Below are 21,205 nucleotides of genomic sequence, written 5' to 3' on the forward strand. Positions count from 1 at the left end.
CGAGCAAAATTATGGTAGCACTGCTTTGAATAAGATTTAGAAGGCCGATAATCTCAATATTCCAGATGCGTAATATGATAATACCAATTAATACAATACTTAGAAGTATGATAACAATCCCCACAGTTTTCTTCATCTTTTTACGAATTAAAGTTTATCTAACCACTCTTTTTTTTTGGCCTCAAATTCTTCCCGGGTGATGAGATCTTCAGAAAGCAGTAGCTTCAACTGGTGCAATTTTGTAACAATGTCGGTGGCCTCGCTATTTAATTGTTTTTCCTTGGCAATGTCAAAAGTTTTACCCAGCTCCATACCAACACCCAGTTGCAGACCTGCACCGGCAAGTCCGCCTTCGTTGCTTGCGGCATCACGCAGTGCTTTCAGTTTTTCCATTTCTACATAAAACAGCCCGCCTTCTCCGGCAGCCATTGACTCTGCCGTGATATCGGCTATTTTGCCAATTCTTTCCGTTGTGGACTGATCGAATAGTGTTCCGTTGAGTTTAAAGTCGGTGAGTAGAAATCCAAGGTTTTGAACCTCCGGCTGCAACTGGTCATAAATTTGTTTAGACAGCGAGGGTAGTTGTGCATCAATGTGTTGGTAGGAGATCCCGCTTTTGGCAAGCACTGAAGCAAGATTCTGCGGAAACCTGCCTTGCAACAGTTCGCGTGCCTCCTGTACAGAATATTGGTCTCTGGATCCCACTACGTTTGAGAATAAATATAAAGGGTCGGCGATCCTGAAAGAAAAGGTTCCGTTTGCGCCCAATTCCACAGGGATCTTATAAATGGGATCCAGATATTTAACTTCCTGTGAAGTTCCCCATCCCTGGTTAACAACTTCAGAAGTACGGTAAAAATAGATTTTTAACTTATGCTCACTTTCAAAATTGGTGCGAAGTTTAAGCAATGTCGTGATAAATGGGTGATTGTCTGTTTCAAGGTTATAGATGCCTTCACTATCTATCTGATCAGCCACTTTGCCTTCGTAAATCAAAATTGCTCCCTGACCCGGTGCCACAATAATTTTAGATGCATTTTTAACTTCATCATTTCCCGATGGAAATTTATGAACCAGTATTTCCGGCTGTTGGTCTTTCCATTCAATGACCTGTGAAAGCTGGCTTCTGAAAAACTCTCCTAAACCCATATTTTATTATTTTAATTTTTATTACCTGTATTACATTTATAAATTTGTTTTACTTCAGTAAGTGAAACGCCTTTGTCTACCTTTAAAAAAGCTTTTTGATTTAAATTCTTTGTTTTCCTTTGCGATAAAATAAACGCAAGGTTAAACAAAAGAAACTAAAAAACTATGCTGAAATAAAGTAAAACAAGGGCGCTTCGCTTATCAAAGAAATGCAAGTTTTTGCTTTTCAGTTTATTTAATATTTTCCCATAAATAGACAACATGTTTTTTATTATCAATTAACAATCCAAATACCCAACAGAAAGATGTTAATATAAATTTAATAAAATTCATTCATGCTTTGATGTAAAATAGCAGATATTTCAGATAAAATTAATTAAAAAACAAAAAAATATGAATATGATTATCATACATTTTGGTGGGATATAAAAACTAAGTACTTTAGTAAAGTAAATATGCTTCTATGAAACAGCACTTCAATTTGTCAAAGTCAACACTGATTTTCTATACAATACTTGCTCCGTTTATTATATTCGGGTCATTTTATAATTTGGTTGATGGTCTCATTTTGGGTAAAGCATCAGTTGTAAAGATCGGGGCATGGAGTCTTTTAGGTTTCATTATTTTTCCTGTTATGATTGTTTCAACTTATTTCAGAAACAGATGCGTAATAACAGAACGGTCTGTACGCATCTATAAAGAAGAATTTTCCCGGTCGGAATATGATTTTACGATTTCTGACCGATTTCTGGCGATAAAAGACAGACCTTTATTTTCTATATTCAGAAAAACATTCCATACCTTGAGGATTATAAAGAAAACAGATGGAAGTGTTATTTTCGAACGGGATCTGGAAACATCTTCAGGATATGCTGAAAAAATAAGGTCTGCGTTGGTTTCTGTATAGAAACCAATCGGTAAAATCAGTATTTAATAGGTTATAATCATGATTTTCTATGGTAGAATCAAATACCAAATTTTTAATATAAAATCTGACCTGGTTAAAAAATAGTGAGACATTTATCAATTAATCAAGTTGTATAAAATTATTGTTTTCTTTATAGTTATCCTGTATTTTCTTGGTTCTCATTTTTTCATAATCAATATCTGAGTGCGAACTTTCGTCGGGTAAATTTGACGTCAAACTAGTGATTTCATACCTTTGCTTAAGTTCTCTCATTTTACTCATCGGATCTTTGATGTAGTTTTCAACAGCTTTTTTATACTGCATTTCTGTAACAGTAATAAATCTCGAAAAGCTAAATTTCATATTTCTGAATTTTTCAATTCCTTTCAGCTCCCAGATATGTTGTTTTTTTGTGTCTTCGATTTTCACAATCAAACCTGGAAGTCCGCTGAATTTATAAGGGCCTTCAGAAATAGGAATTTCATTTGTAAACCACGCATTGTACATATCAAAAATTATTATATTAGCTTTAAAATCGGCAACATGAAAAATATTCTTATCGGTGTGTTAACTTTAACCATAACTTTAAGTTATTCTCAAATAAAAAAAGTGGAAGAGGTTATTAATTCCTCCGTAAAGATGGATAATTTCAACGGTGCCGTACTATTGGCTCAAAACGGAAAAACTGAATTGCTTACCTACAAAGGTCTTGCTGACAGACACTATAATATTAATTTTTCTGATAATACCAGATTTCATATTTTTTCTCTTACAAAAACTTTCACAGCCGTTCTCATTATGCAATTGTATGAACAGGGGAAAATAGATTTGGATGTTAAGATTTCTACTTATTATCCTGAATACAGAGGAGAAGCCGGGCAGAAAGCAACCATCAGAAACTTACTGACCTACAGTAGCGGCAGAGAAAATAAAGACATCAGCACACCGGAATTTATTCATCAGGCATACGACAACACGATCTGGAATCTGGATGACTTTATAAACACCTATTTGTCTGAAAAACTTATTGATAAACCAGGCACAAAGTTTAGCTACAACAACGGTGACTATATTTTGCTTGGAAAGATTATTGAAAAAATATATAAAAAATCTTTTGAAGAAGTTTTAAAAGAACAAATTTTAATTCCTTTAAAAATGCAAAATACAGGATTGCTGCATCATAATGATATTACTAAAAATATTGATGACGGCTATACCGCAGACGAATCTGATCCTTTTTTACTTCACACTCCCACAAACACTTATATTGATAATTTTTACTCTGCCGGAGCCATGTATTCTACGCCAAAAGACATGTTGGTCTTTGATCAGGCGATTTTTAATAATATTTTATTAAAGAAATCAACTTTAGAGATTATGTTAACTCCTGTCAAAAATCTTGAAGATACCGCTTTAGGCTATTGGGTATATCCTAAAAGCTTTGGGAAAATGAGTACATTATTTGTGGAACGACAGGGTGAAGGATATGGTCACAGTGCCAATTGGGTACATTTGCCTGAAAAAAAACTTACGCTTATCATTTTATCCAATACAAAAGATATTAAGTACCTCAATAAAATGAGAGAGAGATTAATCTCAGCCTATTTTGGGCAGTAAAAACGTTTTTGATTAATAGTCTGAAACAAATAACTCTAAACCAAATGTAATTTGACGATTATCTTAGTATTTTGATTAATAAATGGTAGAGTTACGATCTTGAAAATAATTAAAAATTTTTCCATTTTTACCTACCTTTACAAAAACCGTTTATATGAAAAGGAAAATTTCTTTTTTTGTCATTATGGCGTGTATGATTTTCAATCATATTCAGGCGCAAAGCAAGTGTTATATCTATCTTACCTTTGATGATGGCCCACTCAATGGAAGTGAAAATATTAACGATATTATTTTAAAAGAAAAGGTAAAAATCAGTGTTTTTATGGTTGGAGAACATGTGATTAAAAATAAACAGATGGATACTTATGCCAAATATTACGAAGCAAATCCTTACATAGATGAGTACAATCACAGTTTTACGCATGCCAATAACCATTACGAAACATTTTACAATAATGTTCAAAAATCTGTTAATGACATTGTATATAATCAAAGTTTGCTGAAGCTTCCATATAAAATTGTACGTCTTCCCGGTCGCAATATGTGGCGTCTGAATGGCAAATCAAAGAACGATATCTCCAATGGAATCCAAACTGCCGATCAATTGGCAAAGTTAGGATATAAAGTCGTTGGATGGGATATAGAATGGCAGCATCGGGATAGTGATGGTACACCAATACAAACGGTAGACGAAATGTACAAATCGGTACAAAGTCTTTGTAATTCGGGAAATACTTTTACTAAAAATAATGTGGTAATGCTTATCCACGATGAAATGTTTCAGAAGTCTTGGGAAGAATCTGAACTAAAACAGTTAATTGACCTGCTGAGAGCAAAACCCAATAATGTCTTTGACCAGATGAGATTTTATCCGCAATAGAATTTAATTTTAAGATTGATGTTTCGCTAAATCTGAGAATGTTTTTATTTTAAACTGTATCGATGAATGTATCGATAATTATCGTATTTTAAGGATTATTTAGACATCCGTCAATTAAATTATAGTGCAACAAAAGTTATTTTAAGTACTCTGAAAATTGTTCGGATTTGAATATTTGGGATCACAAACAACGCCAATAAATTATAGTGGCGTTATTTTTTGCTGTAAAATCCCGCATTAAGGTACAGTTTCCAGAAGAATATGCTTTGTCGTTTTTAATATTTAAAATTAAAATGCCGGAATTCTGAAATATATTGATTTGAATCTTAATACAATACAGAAGTGTACAAAATTACCCAAAGTATTGGCTTAATATTAGATTGGCAAATGCATAGAATTTGATTATCATGATTTTAAAGCATTCAAAAATCGACCTTACTGTAGAGCACCTCAATGCTCATTCTTTTATTAATTTTTTGGTCGAATTGCAGACTTTGTTAGATTATGTAGGAGAGCAGTTACATTCTTCCAATCAAACTATTTCTGTAGCAGAGAGTGTGACATCAGGATTTCTGCAATTTTCATTTTCACAGATGAAAGATGCTTCAAAATTCTTCAAAGGTGGCATTACAGCTTATAGAGTGGAAGAAAAAATTTCTCTTTTGGATGTAAACGAAAAAGAAGCACTTATTACTAACGGTGTTTCTTCAAATACAGCGGAAAGTATGGCATTGGAGGTTGCCGAGATTTTTAGCAGTGACTGGTCAATTGGGATTACCGGATATGCAACAACGCTTCAGGAATCAGGAAACAAGCTGTTTGCCTACTTTGCTATATCACATAAAGGAAATATCATCCTCTCTGAAAGGCTTGATCTGCATTCCAGAACAATGTCTCTCAAGGCGCAGCTTTATTACAGTGAGTTCATTCTTGGTTGTTTAAAGCTCGAATTAGATAAAACTTAAGTTTATCTGTAAGCTCGAAATAAGAAAATATAAGTTCTTTCGAACCGTTTAAGTATCCTGTTTATTTATAACTAATAGTAAAAAAGTAATTTGAAAAAATATTCAATCTTCCATCATTTATATAGAAAAGACATCATTTTTTTTATTGTTCTGCTCTGTGTTTTTATTGCTTTAACTTCCTTTGTTAACAATGAATCATTGCTTAGTTGGGATATTTATGTATCTGTTGTATTTCAAAACTACGAGCATTCTTTTTTAGACAAAATAATGAAAGGAGTAAGTTTTTTGGGATATTCGCCGGTTGCATTGGTAATTATATTGGCAACATCTTTTATTTTTTATATAAACCAGAGAAGAAAGGAAGCTTATCTTATATTTTCAACCATTCTTACAGGAGGAATAAGCTGGATTTTAAAATTTTTAATCGATAGGCCAAGACCGGGAAGTGATGTTGTAAAAATAGTTCAGGAGACCCATTTTCAGAGTTTTCCAAGTGGTCATGTTCTTTTTTATACCGTTTACTTCGGATTACTTTCTGTAATAATTGCATATAGTAAAATATTAAGCAGGCTAAATAAAGCGTTACTTATTTCATTGATGATTTTGATGCTTGTTTTGGGTGCAGTATCCAGAATTTATTTGGGCGCTCATTGGTTTACGGATGTGATGGGAGGGTTTATCGTCGGATTGCAGTTTATCATTATAGCCGCAGCATTGTATCTCAAAAAAAAATCTACATTAGAAAAAGAGAGATTTTTCTTCAAAGATTAATTCACTATTACTGCTTACCGAAATTCATATACAAAAAAAATATCCTCAGCATCTGCTGAGAATATTTTGGTTCCCTTAAATAGCTATTTTTAAAATAGTTTGATTTCTTAGTTTCAATTTGTGTGCCAAGATGGGTAAATTTCGAAAATAAGACAGAACCTGCTTAACATTTTTATCATGAATCATAAGTATGCGTGATCGTAGTTTCTGTTGATGAATAGAGAACTATTTTAAATTATATTGAGAGTCTTCTGTATTTTTCTGAAATGAGCTGATGCCTAAAGAAAATTCTATTCGTATAAAAAAAATTGGGTTTATTCAGGGTTAGGATCATATCATAAACCCTTATTTAGATATATTCCAAGATGTTAAATCTGTATATTTGCCCTTCAGATAAAAGGATTTGATTTATGTCTAGAAATGCTTTCTATAAGCTGATACCGATGACTTCTTTTGTAATTGATTATTATTCAAATGAAGGGTATGCAGACTTGCAGACGCTTAATTTAATGGTTAAATATGCTCAGTTTTTAAAAAAAGTTTTAAAACTTGAAATGTTTATACCTGTTGACAGTGAGGGTATTCCATTAAAACAGCCTAAAAATTATTCTAGCTGGAAATCTTTGGATCATAATAAAAATGATGATGAGAGTACCAGTTTGCTTGAGGAACACAAATTATATAAAAAAGCAGAAAAAAAATGTCTTTTCGAAGGATTTCAATTGGCATACAACGGATATTCGGTCGTAAGAATTGTAGCCGGATACAACCCGGAAATTGAGCTGTCATTTAATAAAAAAGATATGCTTTGTCAAAATTTTGAAAACATTGAATCTCTCACTGATTTAGAAATTTATTTGAGTTCGGCATCTCTTAAAATTATCGGAATAAAAAATAAATAATGATTGATAATCAGTTGGCTGAACTTAAAATTGCAGCTCAATAGAAACAAATTTCTACAACTTTGATGCTTATCGGCCTCGCAATGTTTTTTTATTTTTCAATGAATGTATGTGACAGTCAGTTTTATTCTGAATTAAAACAAGAGAAAAAAAGATTGCTGAATCGATGATTCAATTCATAAAACTTTAAGTTGCCGAAACTCCGAAAAGATGTCCTACCAATGCTGTGATTCCCATCGCAACAGTTCCCCAAAAACAGATTCTCAAAACTGCAATTCCTATTTTAGAACCGCCCGTTTTCGCAGAAATAGCTCCCAAAATCATCAGGAATACAATCGAAAATCCATACTGGAAATAAACCATTTCTTTAATGGGTGCTAAAAGAGAAACAGCGAAAGGCAATATTGCACCCAAAGCAAATGAGCCAAACGACGCAAAAGCGGCCTGCAAAGGTTTTGCCTGAGTAATTTCATTAATTCCCAATTCATCGTGTGCATGCGCTGCCAAAGCATCGTGATTTGTTAATTCAGTAGCAACCTGTAAAGCTGTTTCTTTGCTGACGCCTCGTCTTTCATAAATTTTTGCCAGCTCTCTCAATTCAATTTCCGGCATTTCTTCCAATTCCCGTTTTTCTCTTAATAAATCAGCTTTTTCAGTATCTTCCTGCGAGCTTACCGACACATATTCTCCGGCTGCCATAGACATTGCTCCGGCAATCATTCCGGCCAATGCGGCGAGGATAATAGTATTTCTGTCCGGATTGGTTGCTGCTACACCAATTACAATACTTGTCGTAGACAATAATCCGTCATTCGCTCCTAAAACTGCAGCACGAAGCCAGCCGACTCTGTTTACATAATGTTTTTCCAGTTGATGATGCATAGTTTTAGTTTTAATAAAATTTTGACTTGCCAATTATCTTAACAAGTCAAAATTAAAAATGATTTATTTAAATCTTAAATTTAATGAAATAATATCAGATTTCATCCCGATAGATTTCGTATAGTGACCATACCGTATTTCCAGCATATTAAGTCTTGAAATTCCAAAAAGACCGTTTTTAGGATTGATTCTGATTCCTGCTCCGTAAAAATTGCTGCTGAATTTAGACAAATCATAATTGCTGGTGTAAAAATCATCAAACGCCGTATGCTGTTGATAAGGTGCAAAATATTTTGCCGAAGTCTGGGAATAATATCTGTAAAACGGACTTACCGAAACAAAAGGCGAAATCTTCACAGGCGTTTCCAGACTGAAAGTATTGGATTTCAAACCCCAGTCATCGGTATAATAACGGTAATATGCTCTCAAAATGACTTTGTCGCCAAAAAAATAATTAGCTCTTACGCCAACCGGGATTTTGAAACGTTTGTCGGGTAAAGCTTCCTGATGCACAGAATTATCATCAAAATAAACTCTGTGAAAAGGCAAACTCAGATATCCAGTTTGCTGTACTCCGTCTGCCAAAAACTCCATCTGGAAATTCTGATTGATGATTTGTGAATAGGCCAGAGAAAGCGCATAAGTGTTCCTTCCACTTGTTCCTTCGTTGTCAGACGTTCGTAATTCAATCGGCGCAATCATTTTCACCTGATCCATATAAGCCTGGAATTTTGCGGTAAATTCGCCCATTCTGTTTTTGGTTTTTTGTGAAATCCCGATATTGGCACTGTAAGACTGGTAATCAAATTCAAAAGATGTGGAAACACCCGCCAATAAAGAAGTTCCTTTGTCCGTGTTTTCTCTGCTCCAGCTCAAGGCAGGATAAATCCTGTTGTCTGCGTGGGAAGCTGAAGAATTGGCTTTCAGATCTATCATATCCGAAGAAGCAGAAGTGTAATGGTCAATCCCGACACTGAATCCGAACTTGTTTTTTCTGTCTTTTTTATCATATTTTACCATCGTCACATCAATGGTATTGGAAATATCGGTCAGTTTTTCTGTACCGATTCCGCCGGTCACGGCAGAATTGTTTCCGTCTTGCTTATAATAACTTGAAACCAGATTGGCTTCATCAAAAGTCAGTTTCTTTGGCTGTTCGTTGCTCGTATTTTCCTGCGCCTTCACATTGAAAATCCCGAAAAGAGCAACGATACTTATGATAATTTTTTTCATTTTAAATCACAATTATATTTTATTGTTAACTCTTTTAATTACAACCGCATCCACCGCCAACTTTTCCCGCATTGGCTCCGGAAGAACCTTCTCTGTAGGACTGGAAGCTGAGTTCGGTTTTTTCGATGGTTCTGTTTCCGAGTGCCATTTCGGCATCGTTGAGTTTATTTTTTTCGTACTCTTTTACCGTTACGCAAGACTGCACAGAAGCAATGAGGACAACAGAAAAAGTTACGATCGCTATTTTAATTAAATTTTTCATTTGTATTGAATTTATTTTTATTGAAATGAAATCAAGGAAATCATTTTAGATTGATGTTTTGAGATGAATAGATATTGTCTTTGTCGTCGATAATAATGCATTCCAGATGATTGATTTGATTCACCATATTCAGCGCTGCACTAATTCCCATAATACTTACCGGAGTTGCCATCGCATCGGCAATTTCTGCATTCGGACAAAAAACGGTGACACTTTTCACACCTGAAACGGGCATTCCCGTTTTCGGATTGATGGTATGAGAATATTTTTTACCGTTGATAACGACAAATTTCTCGTAGTTTCCCGAGGTTGCAACCGCCATATCGGTGATATTCATATAAGAAAACGGTTGTTTTGAATTATCAGGATCTGCAATTCCGACAGTCCACGGTTTTCCGTTCGCCTGATTTCCCCAAGTTGTCAAATCGCCGGATGCATTCACAATTCCCGAATGCACGCCACGATTCTGAAGCAGTTGTTTTGCCATTTCCGCAGCATAGCCTTTTCCGATTCCTCCAAAACCGATTCGCATTCCTTTTTCCTGAAGAAAAACAGTCAGATTTCTGCGGTCAAGAATAATATTCTGATAATTAACAAGTTTCAGATGTTCTTTAATCAATTCAGGATTTGGGAGCTCTTTCATTTCCTTATCAAAATTCCAGAAGCTTTTATCGATTCCGCCATATGAAATATCGAAATATCCATCTGTTATTCTGCTGATTCTAATGCTTCTTTCAATCAAATCGAATATTTCCTCATCGACTTTTACAGGCTTTATTCCTGCATTTCGATTGATGAGATTGGTCTGGCTATCTTCATTGAAAGTAGTGAGAAGCTTTTCGATTCTCTGGATTTCTGCAATGGCTTTATCAATATGCTCGTTTGCGGAATTTTCATCTTCGTTTACAACGGTTATTTCAAAAGCATTCCCCATCAGCTTCCGGGGTCTTTTGAATTCTCTCAACATACTTTTTAAGGTTTTTGATTTTCTTTCATCTCTCTTATTTCTTTACTGAAAGCCAAAGCATTTTCAGACGGGAGACCTTCCCAGCTTTTCAGGATTTTCCCATCATAGTTCAGAAGAATGGTATAAGGAAAAAGCCCTTTTTGATTGTACTGATCGGCAAGAAAAGCATTTTCCTTTTTCAGTTCCGGAGAAAGCTGATTTTTTTTGCTTCGGGGGAAATCTGCGTTGATGTAAACGACAATATTCTCGGTTTCCAGTTTTTTAAATTCATCAGTTTCAATAATATTCTTATGAAGTTTGATACACGGAATACACCAGTCTGAGCCGGAAAAATTGAGTAATATAAGTTCTTTATTTTCCGATGCCTGTTTCTTGGCATTTTCAAGACGGCTTTGCGCCTGAATGCCAACAGCGAAGACAACCATTAATATGGCTGAAAAAAATGTTTTCATTATTCTAAAATTAATGATGAATAAATATTTAATGTACGATTTGTAGATCGATGATTTAATTAAGAAAAAGAAAACCTGGGCGGTTCCCAGACAGAATTCAGAAAGCCTTTAAAACAAAAATCTTCATCTTTTGAAGGCATTTTATGAGATATAATTTTTACAAATGATTCCTGATAAGCATCCATCTGAAATTCTTTATTCAGTGTGAAAAGGAAGCTCAGCGGTTTGGCGTGGATGATGAACGGTAATTTTTGGTCTTTCCCATAGTCACCGTCTTTTGCAGGATGGTCATAATGCGTTTTCAGAAAAGCAGTAAGAGTCATTTCCGAATTTAATCCTTTATGCTCTATATAATGTTCCACCAATTGTGGTATTTTCAAAAGCTGATAGAGCTCGGTCGTTGAAACCAAATACAGGGTTAATAACAATATGGAAACCAGCTTTTTCACTAATCAAAGTTAGGAAATGTTTTTGTTAGAATGATTTTAAATAAGACCAAATGTATAAAATATTTAAACGTAAAGGTTGTCTGATTTGTTGATGTAAAAAAGCTTCTTTCTTTGTCTGTAAACAATGATGTTTGAGATAATTTAATCTGTTGAAAAGTTTTTTCGAATTTTTAAAAGAAAGGTTATACTATATTGATCAAACCAGTTTCATTTCAGTGATTTATAATCTTATTTACTTACACCCTAAAGAGCAGGATAGTGAAAGTCTTAAAAATCTATATTTTTATAAAACGAAATAAATGAATAATTTTTTCTTTAGTGATATAAAATTATTCAAGAGATTTCTAAATTTATTCTTAAATATTTATGGAGATCAAGTTATTTTAGCAATACAAGTAAACTATGAAGCGTCAAAATAAATCCAATATCCTGTTATCCTTATTTGCCTTTTTGATTTTTTCGTCAGCAGTGAAAAGTCAGGACAAATTTCCCGACGGAACCACCATTCCAAAATGGTTTAAAGAAAATAAACCGACCGACATCAACAAATTAGGCAAAAAATACATCATTACAGAAAACGGAATGAAGAATGACAGCACAATTCTTCAGACAAAACAGCTTCAGAATATTATCGATGAAGCTTCAAAGAATGGTGGAATAATTATTGTTCCTAAAGGCACATTCCTGATAAGTTCAATTTTCTTTAAACAAGGAACACATTTGCATTTAGAAAGCGGAGCAAAATTAAAAGGAAGCGATGACATCAATGATTATCCTGTTGTAATAACAAGAATGGAAGGTCAGACCGTAAAATATTTCCCGGCAATGATTAATGCAGACGGATTAGACGGATTCACAATTTCAGGAAAAGGTGAACTGAACGGAAACGGACTTCGTTTCTGGAAATCGTTCTGGAAAAGACGCGAATGGAATCCAAAATGTACCAATATGGACGAAATGAGACCGAGAATTATCTACGTTTCAAACTCTAAAAATGTTCAGATTGAAGATATTACGGTAAAAAATTCTCCTTTCTGGAGCACGCATTATTACAAATCTCAATTCGTGAAATTATTAAATCTTACGATTCTTGCACCGAAAGAACCGGTAAAAGCACCCAGTACAGACGCTGTGGATATCGATGCCTGTTCAAATTTCCTCATTAAAAATTGCTACATGTCAGTGAACGATGATGCAATCGCTTTGAAAGGTGGAAAAGGTCCAAAAGCTGATTCAGACCCAAATAACGGCGAAAATAGAAATGTTTTGATTGAAGATAATACTTTCGGATTCTGCCATTCAGTTCTGACTTGTGGAAGCGAATCAATTCACAATTACAATGTAATTTTGCGTAATTCTAAGGTCAAAGATGCTTCAAGATTGTTACACTTAAAAATGCGTCCGGATACGCCTCAACATTATGAATATCTCACTGTCGACAACATCAAGGGAAATGTAAAAACCTTTATCTACGTAAAAGGCTGGAATCAGTTTTTTGATTTAAAAGGTGAAGCAAGACCTAAAAAAGGTTTAGCCAATAATATTACCATCAAAAATATAGATTTAAGTTGTGAAACCGCTTTCTCTATTGAAAAATCGGATTTGTTTGATTTAAAAGATTTTACTTTTGAAAATTTAAAAATCAAAGCTTTAAAACCCGAAATGGAAAACTTAAATAACATTCAAAACTTAAAACAAACCAAAGTCAATGTTATGAAAGTACCTTCTCTTACACAATCTTACGATAAAAAAGACGACTCCGACATCGCTGCAAAATAATGAATTTTTCTTTTAAAATATTCGCTCTTTTATGTGTCTGTTCACAACTTTTGTTTTCTCAGTCTAAAGAAATTCAATTCTTAACTGGGAAAGATGCTGAACACACAAAAGAGTGGGATTTTTGGATAAATTCTGGTAGAAAATCCGGAAGTTGGGGCAAAATAAATGTGCCTTCTCATTGGGAACAACAAGGTTTTGGCTCTTATAACTACGGTCGTGATTATGTGACGTATGGAAGAAATTTCAAGTTTCACGACGAAACGGGTTTATACAAACACAGATTCACCATTCCCAATTCCTGGAAAAACAAAACCATCATTATCGTTTTTGAAGGTTCAATGACAGATACAGAAGTGAAAATCAATGGAAAACCTGCCGGAAAAATTCATCAGGGTGCTTTTTATGAATTTAAATATGATATTTCAGATAAAATTCAGTTCGGAAAAGAAAATATTCTCGAAGTCAAAGTTTCAAAAATGTCTGCTGATAAATCGGTCAACAATGCAGAACGTTTGGCAGATTACTGGATTTTAGGTGGAATTTTCAGACCGGTTTATTTGGAAGCTGCTTCAAAGGAACATATTTCGTGGACTGCAATTGATGCCAAAGCTGACGGAACTTTCCGCTCTGATATTCATTTAAATGGAATTCAAAATGTCAATAATTTAAAAGTTGCATTATTTGATGTTAAAAATAATTTGGTTGCCGAATCTCAGGTTCAGATTCAAAAAGGAGATACTTTAAAACAGATTCAGTTTTCCATTAAAAATCCAAAACTTTGGACTGCCGAAACGCCCAGTCTTTACAAAGCCAAATTCACTTTAAATAAAAAAAGAAAAACAATTTTTCAGTCCGAAGAAAAATTCGGTTTCCGAACAATAGAAATCAAAAAAAGCGACGGAATTTACGTTAACGGAACGAAAATAAAAATGAAAGGCATCAACCGTCACGTTTGGTGGCCGGAAACAGGAAGGGCTGTGACGGAAAACATGGATTTAATGGACGTTCGGCTTATCAAAGTAATGAATATGAACGCTGTTCGTTGTTCTCATTATCCGCCAAATAAGTCATTTTTAAAGATTTGCGATTCGCTCGGTTTATATGTTCTGGATGAATTGGCGGGTTGGCAAAAAAAATACAGCACAGAAATCGGCAAAAAGCTTGTGAAAGAAATGGTGACGAGAGATGCAAATCACCCTTCCATAATTTTCTGGAGCAACGGAAATGAAGGTGGGCATAATTTTGATTTGGATAATGAATTTGCAAAATATGATTTATCAAACCGTCCTGTCATTCACGCACATCACAAACCTGGAAACGCTTTCAACGGAATCGACTGCAACCATTACGAAGATTATTACAGCACAAAAAATATTCTTGAAGGCGAAAATATTTATATGCCGACTGAATTTCTTCACGCCCAAGACGACGGTGGTGGCGGAACTTCTCTAGCCGATTATTGGGAGCTTCATTGGAATTCCACGAAAGGAGCGGGCGGTTTTCTGTGGGCTTTTGTGGATGAAGGTTTGGTACGAACGGATTTCAACAATCAGATTGATGTGAACGCAATTAACGCTCCCGACGGAGTTTTAGGACCCCATCGTGAAAAAGAAGGAAGTTTTTACGCAATTCGCGAAATTTATAGTCCTGTAAAAATTGATTTGAAAATGTTACCAAATGATTTTAACGGAAATATTCCTGTAGAAAACCGTTATCATTTTACGAATTTAAAAGACTGTCAGTTTGAGTGGAAATTAGTTAAGTTTAAAATACCGTTTTCTTCTGAATCTGGTTTTGATATTATTAAAACTGGAAAAGCTGAATCACCCAATATTCAACCAACAGAAAAAGGAAATATCAATTTAAATCTTCCTGCAAACTGGAAAGAAAATGAAGGCTTGTTATTGACAGCAAACGATTCTTTTGGAAAAGAAATCTACACCTGGACCTGGAAAATTAAATCTAATGATGAAATTTCTCAACAGTTTTCAAAATCTTTAACTAAAGAATTTCCTGTTTCTATTGCTGAAAATGATTCCGTTTTTATTTTGAAATCAGAAGAAAAAGAATTTACAATCGGAAAGAAAGACGGTTTGTTAAAATCTGTCATTGTCGATAAAAAAGGCAAAAAAATGACTTTCAAAAACGGACCGGTTTTCGTCAACGGAACAACGGAATTATCATCCATAAAATCTTTTGCAGAAGGACAAAACCAACTGATTGAAGTCAATTACAAAAACGGAAAAAAAGTTATTTGGAAACTCAATCCAAACGGAATTTTAGAATTAAATTACGAATATTATTTATCCGGAGATTACCCGTTTGCAGGCGTAAGTTTCGATTATCCTGAGAATTATGTTATCAATGCAAAATGGCTGGGAAAAGGGCCTTATCACGTTTGGAAAAACCGTTTGCAAGGACAGACTTACAATGTTTGGCAAAATTTAAAAAATATCACAAGAACGGGTCAATCGCCTTGGATTTATCCTGAATTTAAAGGTTATTTTGATGATGTTTCGTGGTTGCAGCTCGATACTGCGGAAGGAAAAATAACGGTTGGAACAAATGAAGAAAAAATGTTCGTCAGACTTTTCGATTTTTACGGAATTTATGGAGCAGAAGGTTATCCGAAATTACCCAACGGAAATATTTCTTTCCTCGATGCGATTCCGCCTTTGGGAACTGTTTTGGCGTTTAACATTAATGATAAAACCGAATCTTTAGGACCTGAAAGTGAACTGAATCACCTGAACGGAACTTTTAAAAGAATCTTATATTTCTATTTCGGTTTGCCGGATTTGGGTGATGAAAATAAGCAATTCACAATGCCCAAAGAAAATATTTTAACAGATTAAAATGAAAAAAGAATTAGCTTTTTTAGTGATTTTTTTCTGTTCATTTTATTTTGGACAGCAAACCAGTTTCAAATTTGATTTTGGTAGAGACAGAGTTGAAAAAGGTTTCATTCCCATTACGTCAACTTCAAAATTTGACAAGAAAATCGGTTATGGTTTTATGGATATCTCCGGATTAAAATCAGTCGACAGAGGCGGAAATGCTTTGACTGGTGATTTCATCACGAGCGACAAACCGTTCTATTTTTCAGTGGCGATTCCTGAAGGAAATTATGATATTCAACTGAATTTAGGCGATACAAAAGGAATTTCTGAAACAACCGTCCGTGTAGAAAACCGTCGATTGATGTTAAGTGATATCGAAACAAAACAGGGCGAGATTATTGAAAAGCAAACCACCGTTCACGTTAAAGACAGTATCATTAGAAATCAAAACGGCGAAAAAATAGGAATGATAAAATTAAAACCAAGAGAAACAAAATATCTGCATTGGGACAATTTGCTGACGATTGAGTTTAATGATAAAGCCCCAAAAGTTTGCGCTGTTACGATTCAACCTAACAAAAAGGCAAAGACCATTTATCTCACAGGAGATTCCACAGTTGTGGATGCCCAATACGAACCGTGGGCTTCTTGGGGACAAATGTTGCCGTATTTTTTCGTTCCGAATGAAGTGGTGATTGCCAATTACTCGGAAAGCGGAGAAACCTTAAAAGCTTTCGAAGACCGCCACAGAATCGATAAAATCTGGAATAAAATAAAACCCGGAGATTATTTATTTATTCAATTTGGTCACAACGACCAGAAAGCGGGAAACAGCGTAAAATCGGGTTACAGAAAAAGATTAAAAGAATGGATTCAGAAGGCTAAACAGTTGGGTGCGATTCCGGTTTTTGTAACATCAATGAATCGCAGAGTTTTTGATGACAATAATCAAATAGTCAACACTTTAGATGATTTTCCTGATGCGATGCGGGAAATTTCGAGAGAAGAAAATGTATATTTAATCGACCTCAATATGGTAAGTAAGACGCTGTTTGAAGCGATGGGACCAGAAAATTCCAAGAAAGCATTCGTCTATTATCCAGCCAATTCTTATCCAAATCAAAAGCAGATTTTAGCAGATGATACGCACTTCAATCCTTACGGAGCCTACGAATTGGCAAAATGTGTTGTGAAATCTATTGTAGACCAAAAGTTGCCTTTGAGCAAATACATATCAAAAAATTATAAAAGTTTTGATCCAAATAAACCCGATGCTGTCGAAGATTTTCATTGGCCGGAAAGCATTTATATGGAATCTTTAAAACCTGATGGAAACTAAAAATCTTTGATTTTTAAAGCTAGTGTGTTCTTCTCAAAAGTAGAATAGCTCCTTTAAAATAACAAATGTGTCTAAATTCTTTTGTGACTTTTGTGGTTAATTTAAAGCGTGGTTAAATAAAAAGTTGAAAAATGAAAATTAAAAATATAGTCAAGCTCAGCGTTCTCTGTTTTGCCTTCGGAAATCTCTCCGCACAAAATCCGTGGCCGGCAATTACCGAAACTGCCAAACCATGGACGCGTTGGTGGTGGATGGGAAGTGCCGTTGACGAAAAAGGTTTAGACAAACAATTAACCACGCTTTCAAAATCAGGTTTTGGTGGAGTAGAAATTGTCCCGATTTATGGTACAAAAGGTTTTGAAACTCAATACATCAATTATCTTTCCCCAGAATGGATGAAAATGCTTCAATTTACGACCAGCAAAGCAAAAAGCTTACAAATGGGAGTGGATATGGCAGTCGGAACCGGTTGGCCGATTGGCGGACCGCAAGTCAGTGAAAATGATGCGGCGACTAAGATTATTGTTCAGACTTACGAGATTCAACCGAATGAAAAATTTTCAAAAAAAATCGTTCTGAAAGACGAAAAACAGAAAAATTTAAAAACAGCAAAACTGGATATTGTAACGGCTTACAATGATAAAAATGAAACAGTCGTTTTAAACGATAAAATCAATGTTGACGGAACTTTAAACTGGAAACCGACTTCAGGGAAATGGTCTATTTACGCTGTTTTTATTGGTAAAACTTTGCAAAAAGTAAAACGTGCTGCTCCCGGTGGCGAAGGCTATACTTTAGACCATTTTTCTCCCAGCGCCACAAAAGATTATCTCAAAACTTTCGATAAAGCTTTCGGAAATTCAAACTATGGAATCCGTTCTTTTTTCAATGATAGTTATGAAGTTTACAATGCAGACTGGACGCCAGATTTTAAAAAAGAATTTCAAAAAAGACGTGGGTACGATTTAAGTCCGTACATCAAATATTTAGTGGATAACGAGGAAAACGAAATCGCTGCGAGAATAAAATCGGATTATAGAGAAACCTTGAGTGACCTCATTTTAAACCGTTTTACCACAGATTTTACCAATTGGGCACATTCCAAAAACTCAAAAAACACCAATCAGGCACACGGTTCACCTGGAAATTTATTGGATTTATACGCCGCAGTTGATATTCCCGAATCTGAAACTTTTGGAAGCACGCCGTTTGATATTTTAGGTCTAAAAAGAGACAGTGCCGACATTCAAAAATCGGATATTCCGGATATTAATATGCTGAAGTTTTCTTCTTCGGCAGCGAATGTGATGGGCAAGAAACTGATTTCGAATGAAACTTTCACGTGGCTGACTGAGCATTTTAAAACCTCTTGGTCACAGGCAAAACCGGAAGTGGAGCAGGTTTTTTTATCGGGAATCAATCATGTTTTTTATCACGGAACAACGTATACACCGGCGGATGTAAAATTTCCGGGATGGCTTTTTTATGCGTCGACCAATTTTGTACCTGAGAATAGTTTATGGCCACAGTTGAGCGGACTAAATTCTTACGTTGCCCGCACGCAAAGTGTATTACAAAGCGGAAAATCAGATAATGAAATCTTGATTTACTGGCCGATTTATGACCAATGGGCGAGTCCGAAAGGAAAAGATATGGCTTTTAAAATTCACAATATTGAAAAGTGGTTACAGCCAACTGAGTTTTATAAAAGCCTCGATAAATTGGGAAAATCCGGATATTCTCTGGATATGGCTTCCGACAAAATGATTGGAGAGGCGCAGTTGGATCATCAGAATATTCAGGTTTCAAAAGAGGGTGGTTCGTACAAAGTGCTCATCATTCCACAACTGGATTATTTGCCGGAATCTACCTTGAAAAATATTTTAAATTTAGCTCAAAAAGGAGCATCCATTATATTTCAAAATGAACCGAAAAATATTCCGGGACATTTTGAAGCCGAAAAAAGAAAAACTGAACTTCAGAATTTGTGGAAATCAATTCCTTTTCAGCAAAATGGAAATGTAAAGTTGGCAACATTTGGAAAAGGAAAAATTATTCTGATTTCAGATGTCGAAAAAGGTATGGAATTTTTAAAAATTGATAGAGAAAAACTGACGGACACCGGATTGAAATTCGTGAGAAGACAATTTGATGGCGGGAAATACTATTACATCGTCAATCACACTTCAAAAGAAATTAATCAAGATATTCCGCTGAATTTTATTGGGAAACAAGTCGCTTTGATGAATCCTGAAAACGGGGATTTTGGAATCGCTAAAACTCAGGATAATTCAGTAAAAATCCAGTTGAAATCAGGAGAATCTTTAATTATCAAAGCTTCGGAAACTCCAGACAATTCAATTTCAAAATGGAGATACATTGAAAAAGTTGAAGCTCCGATTATTTTAAATCAACCTTGGCAATTATCATTCAAAGAAGGTGGTCCGGAACTTCCGAAATCAAGAACTTTGACGAAACTTCATCCCTGGACAAATTTCACGGATGACACTTCAACGCAGAGTTTTTCTGGAACCGGAATTTACACAACAACATTTAATTTAAAGAAAAATAAAGTAGACGATTATCTTTTGAAGTTCGACAAACTCTACGAAAGTGCAACGGTGATTGTCAACGGAAAAGAAGCCGGAATTGTCTGGAGCAATCCGTTTGAAATCAACGTTGGAAAATATCTTAAAAAAGGAAAAAATACCATTCAGATTGAAGTTTCAAACCTGATGGCTAACCGAATCCGATATATGGACCAAAATAAAATTGCATGGCGAAATTATCACGAAATCAATTTTGTGAATATTAACTACAAGCCTTTCGATGCATCTAACTGGAAAGTTCAGCCTTCCGGTCTGGATGGCGAGATTCAATTAATCCCAATTCATTATTCAAAATAAAAATAAATTATGACTAAAAATATCATAAAATCATTCATCTTAGGAACTTTGCTGACCGTTGGTTTTTCCAATGCCCAACAGAAACCGAAAGTTGTTTTAGACCATTTTTTCAACAACGAAAAAAGAGAAAATAAAGAAACCAAAGCTTTGGAATCCTGGCATTACACGTGGAATGACACCACCAACGGCGGATTTTCTCTGTTGGGAGAAATCTTTCAAAAACAAGGCGCGGAAATTAGTATGCTGACAAATGCTCCGACCAAAAAAGATTTAGATAACGCCAATATTTACATCATCGTAGATCCCGATATTGATAAAGAAGCATACGGTGGAAAAGCAAATTTAGTCGATGCAAAATCTATTAAGACTCTTGAAAACTGGGTGAAAAACGGAAGTGTTTTAGTTTTACTGAGCAACGATAAAGGAAATTCTGAGTTTGTAAACTTTAATAAACTGGCAAATAAATTTGGAATTCATTTTAATGAAGACAGTTACAACCGGGTTCAGAAAAGAGAATTTGAACAGGGAAAAGTGATGATTCCGGCTGGAAATGAAATTTTCTCTGAACAAAAATTATATATGAAGGAAGTGGCGACGATTTCCGTGAAAAGTCCGGCGAAAGAACTATTATCCGCAGAAGGTAAAAACATCGCAGCCATTGCAAAAATAGGCAAAGGAACTGTGTTTGCTCTGGGTGATCCGTGGTGCTACAACGAATATATCGACGGCAAAAAATTACCAGCAGATTTTACGAATTACCAGGGAACTGAGGAATGGGTGAAGTGGTTATTGAAGCAGGTTTCTACAAAATAATTACACTTGCGCAATCGATTGATTGGTAAGAATGAATATTATCTGGGCAGCTATTTAACTTTGTTGAATTTCAAACAGTTATTTTTTTATGG

19 protein-coding genes are annotated in these 21,205 nt (G+C 34.9%); 11 read left to right on the forward strand and 8 right to left on the reverse strand.

Annotated features, from left to right (window positions below; translation table 11 throughout):
* Positions 1–147: 147 nt before the first annotated feature.
* Positions 148–1,149 carry an SPFH domain-containing protein gene (locus ACOOWA_RS04045; protein WP_421373367.1) on the reverse strand — a complete coding sequence of 334 codons (1,002 nt, stop codon included), beginning with the start codon at positions 1,147–1,149 and terminating at the stop codon, positions 148–150.
* 463 nt (positions 1,150–1,612) lie between these two features.
* Here ACOOWA_RS04045 and ACOOWA_RS04050 point away from each other — a divergent pair, with 463 nt between their 5' ends.
* The gene (locus ACOOWA_RS04050) at positions 1,613–2,056 is read left to right on the forward strand and encodes a hypothetical protein (protein ID WP_421373369.1); all 444 of its coding nucleotides are present in this window, start codon (positions 1,613–1,615) and stop codon (positions 2,054–2,056) included.
* Positions 2,057–2,176: 120 nt separating this feature from the next.
* Here ACOOWA_RS04050 and ACOOWA_RS04055 read toward each other — a convergent pair whose 3' ends face one another.
* Positions 2,177–2,563 (reverse strand): GLPGLI family protein, encoded by a 387-nt coding sequence (locus tag ACOOWA_RS04055; RefSeq protein ID WP_421373371.1) that lies wholly within the window; start codon positions 2,561–2,563, stop codon positions 2,177–2,179.
* Positions 2,564–2,599: 36 nt separating this feature from the next.
* Between ACOOWA_RS04055 and ACOOWA_RS04060 the strand changes: the two genes are divergently transcribed.
* The 5 genes from ACOOWA_RS04060 to ACOOWA_RS04080 all read left to right on the forward strand — a co-directional run bounded on the left by ACOOWA_RS04060 (position 2,600) and on the right by ACOOWA_RS04080 (position 7,191).
* Entirely contained in the window at positions 2,600–3,673 is a 1,074-nt protein-coding gene (locus ACOOWA_RS04060; RefSeq protein WP_421373373.1) for a serine hydrolase domain-containing protein, read from the forward strand.
* 154 nt (positions 3,674–3,827) lie between these two features.
* Complete coding sequence (locus ACOOWA_RS04065) at positions 3,828–4,553, forward strand: polysaccharide deacetylase family protein (protein ID WP_421373374.1); 726 nt, start codon at positions 3,828–3,830, stop codon at positions 4,551–4,553.
* 407 nt (positions 4,554–4,960) lie between these two features.
* Complete coding sequence (locus tag ACOOWA_RS04070; protein WP_421373375.1) at positions 4,961–5,518, forward strand: CinA family protein; 558 nt, start codon at positions 4,961–4,963, stop codon at positions 5,516–5,518.
* Between the two features lie 267 nt (positions 5,519–5,785).
* The gene (locus ACOOWA_RS04075) at positions 5,786–6,289 is read left to right on the forward strand and encodes a phosphatase PAP2 family protein (RefSeq protein ID WP_421373376.1); all 504 of its coding nucleotides are present in this window, start codon (positions 5,786–5,788) and stop codon (positions 6,287–6,289) included.
* A gap of 410 nt (positions 6,290–6,699) precedes the next feature.
* On the forward strand, positions 6,700–7,191 hold the full coding sequence (locus ACOOWA_RS04080; protein ID WP_421373377.1) for a hypothetical protein: 492 nt from the start codon (positions 6,700–6,702) through the stop codon (positions 7,189–7,191).
* A 186-nt stretch (positions 7,192–7,377) separates the two neighbouring features.
* Here ACOOWA_RS04080 and ACOOWA_RS04085 read toward each other — a convergent pair whose 3' ends face one another.
* From ACOOWA_RS04085 to ACOOWA_RS04110, 6 genes are all read right to left on the reverse strand, one after another.
* Positions 7,378–8,073 (reverse strand): VIT1/CCC1 transporter family protein, encoded by a 696-nt coding sequence (locus tag ACOOWA_RS04085; RefSeq protein ID WP_421373378.1) that lies wholly within the window; start codon positions 8,071–8,073, stop codon positions 7,378–7,380.
* 63 nt (positions 8,074–8,136) lie between these two features.
* Positions 8,137–9,306: a DUF3570 domain-containing protein gene (locus tag ACOOWA_RS04090; protein WP_421373379.1), complete on the reverse strand. Its 1,170-nt coding sequence runs from the start codon at positions 9,304–9,306 to the stop codon at positions 8,137–8,139.
* A gap of 34 nt (positions 9,307–9,340) precedes the next feature.
* A complete protein-coding gene (locus ACOOWA_RS04095) occupies positions 9,341–9,568 on the reverse strand; it encodes a DUF4266 domain-containing protein (protein WP_421373380.1) in 228 nt (75 codons plus the stop codon).
* Positions 9,569–9,608: 40 nt separating this feature from the next.
* Entirely contained in the window at positions 9,609–10,535 is a 927-nt protein-coding gene (locus tag ACOOWA_RS04100) for an FAD:protein FMN transferase (RefSeq protein ID WP_421373382.1), read from the reverse strand.
* 5 nt (positions 10,536–10,540) lie between these two features.
* Complete coding sequence (locus ACOOWA_RS04105) at positions 10,541–10,987, reverse strand: thioredoxin family protein (protein ID WP_421373384.1); 447 nt, start codon at positions 10,985–10,987, stop codon at positions 10,541–10,543.
* 59 nt (positions 10,988–11,046) lie between these two features.
* Positions 11,047–11,436, reverse strand: coding sequence for a hypothetical protein (locus tag ACOOWA_RS04110; RefSeq protein ID WP_421373385.1), 390 nt, complete (start codon positions 11,434–11,436; stop codon positions 11,047–11,049).
* A gap of 402 nt (positions 11,437–11,838) precedes the next feature.
* Here ACOOWA_RS04110 and ACOOWA_RS04115 point away from each other — a divergent pair, with 402 nt between their 5' ends.
* From ACOOWA_RS04115 to ACOOWA_RS04135, 5 genes are all read left to right on the forward strand, one after another.
* On the forward strand, positions 11,839–13,215 hold the full coding sequence (locus ACOOWA_RS04115; RefSeq protein WP_421373387.1) for a rhamnogalacturonidase: 1,377 nt from the start codon (positions 11,839–11,841) through the stop codon (positions 13,213–13,215).
* Positions 13,215–16,070: a glycoside hydrolase family 2 TIM barrel-domain containing protein gene (locus tag ACOOWA_RS04120; RefSeq protein WP_421373388.1), complete on the forward strand. Its 2,856-nt coding sequence runs from the start codon at positions 13,215–13,217 to the stop codon at positions 16,068–16,070. The genes ACOOWA_RS04115 and ACOOWA_RS04120 overlap by 1 nt, the downstream gene beginning before the upstream one ends.
* 1 nt (position 16,071) lies before the next feature.
* Positions 16,072–17,394, forward strand: a complete 1,323-nt coding sequence (locus ACOOWA_RS04125; RefSeq protein ID WP_421373389.1) for a rhamnogalacturonan acetylesterase — start codon at positions 16,072–16,074, stop codon at positions 17,392–17,394.
* 131 nt (positions 17,395–17,525) lie between these two features.
* Positions 17,526–20,300: a glycosyl hydrolase gene (locus ACOOWA_RS04130; protein ID WP_421373391.1), complete on the forward strand. Its 2,775-nt coding sequence runs from the start codon at positions 17,526–17,528 to the stop codon at positions 20,298–20,300.
* A 9-nt stretch (positions 20,301–20,309) separates the two neighbouring features.
* The gene (locus ACOOWA_RS04135) at positions 20,310–21,113 is read left to right on the forward strand and encodes a hypothetical protein (protein ID WP_421373392.1); all 804 of its coding nucleotides are present in this window, start codon (positions 20,310–20,312) and stop codon (positions 21,111–21,113) included.
* Positions 21,114–21,205 lie beyond the last annotated feature (92 nt).

This window comes from Chryseobacterium sp. GP-SGM7, from assembly GCF_049166575.1.
Classification (GTDB): domain Bacteria; phylum Bacteroidota; class Bacteroidia; order Flavobacteriales; family Weeksellaceae; genus Chryseobacterium.

What these genes read in the sequence shown, in the direction of transcription:
- ACOOWA_RS04045 (WP_421373367.1), bottom strand. Translation starts at nt 1,149, where the DNA reads ATGGGTTTAGGAGAGTTTTTCAGAAGCCAGCTTTCACAGGTCATTGAA.
- ACOOWA_RS04050 (WP_421373369.1), top strand. Translation starts at nt 1,613, where the DNA reads ATGAAACAGCACTTCAATTTGTCAAAGTCAACACTGATTTTCTATACA.
- ACOOWA_RS04055 (WP_421373371.1), bottom strand. Translation starts at nt 2,563, where the DNA reads ATGTACAATGCGTGGTTTACAAATGAAATTCCTATTTCTGAAGGCCCT.
- ACOOWA_RS04060 (WP_421373373.1), top strand. Translation starts at nt 2,600, where the DNA reads ATGAAAAATATTCTTATCGGTGTGTTAACTTTAACCATAACTTTAAGT.
- ACOOWA_RS04065 (WP_421373374.1), top strand. Translation starts at nt 3,828, where the DNA reads ATGAAAAGGAAAATTTCTTTTTTTGTCATTATGGCGTGTATGATTTTC.
- ACOOWA_RS04070 (WP_421373375.1), top strand. Translation starts at nt 4,961, where the DNA reads ATGATTTTAAAGCATTCAAAAATCGACCTTACTGTAGAGCACCTCAAT.
- ACOOWA_RS04075 (WP_421373376.1), top strand. Translation starts at nt 5,786, where the DNA reads ATGAAAGGAGTAAGTTTTTTGGGATATTCGCCGGTTGCATTGGTAATT.
- ACOOWA_RS04080 (WP_421373377.1), top strand. Translation starts at nt 6,700, where the DNA reads ATGTCTAGAAATGCTTTCTATAAGCTGATACCGATGACTTCTTTTGTA.
- ACOOWA_RS04085 (WP_421373378.1), bottom strand. Translation starts at nt 8,073, where the DNA reads ATGCATCATCAACTGGAAAAACATTATGTAAACAGAGTCGGCTGGCTT.
- ACOOWA_RS04090 (WP_421373379.1), bottom strand. Translation starts at nt 9,306, where the DNA reads ATGAAAAAAATTATCATAAGTATCGTTGCTCTTTTCGGGATTTTCAAT.
- ACOOWA_RS04095 (WP_421373380.1), bottom strand. Translation starts at nt 9,568, where the DNA reads ATGAAAAATTTAATTAAAATAGCGATCGTAACTTTTTCTGTTGTCCTC.
- ACOOWA_RS04100 (WP_421373382.1), bottom strand. Translation starts at nt 10,535, where the DNA reads ATGTTGAGAGAATTCAAAAGACCCCGGAAGCTGATGGGGAATGCTTTT.
- ACOOWA_RS04105 (WP_421373384.1), bottom strand. Translation starts at nt 10,987, where the DNA reads ATGAAAACATTTTTTTCAGCCATATTAATGGTTGTCTTCGCTGTTGGC.
- ACOOWA_RS04115 (WP_421373387.1), top strand. Translation starts at nt 11,839, where the DNA reads ATGAAGCGTCAAAATAAATCCAATATCCTGTTATCCTTATTTGCCTTT.
- ACOOWA_RS04120 (WP_421373388.1), top strand. Translation starts at nt 13,215, where the DNA reads ATGAATTTTTCTTTTAAAATATTCGCTCTTTTATGTGTCTGTTCACAA.
- ACOOWA_RS04125 (WP_421373389.1), top strand. Translation starts at nt 16,072, where the DNA reads ATGAAAAAAGAATTAGCTTTTTTAGTGATTTTTTTCTGTTCATTTTAT.
- ACOOWA_RS04130 (WP_421373391.1), top strand. Translation starts at nt 17,526, where the DNA reads ATGAAAATTAAAAATATAGTCAAGCTCAGCGTTCTCTGTTTTGCCTTC.
- ACOOWA_RS04135 (WP_421373392.1), top strand. Translation starts at nt 20,310, where the DNA reads ATGACTAAAAATATCATAAAATCATTCATCTTAGGAACTTTGCTGACC.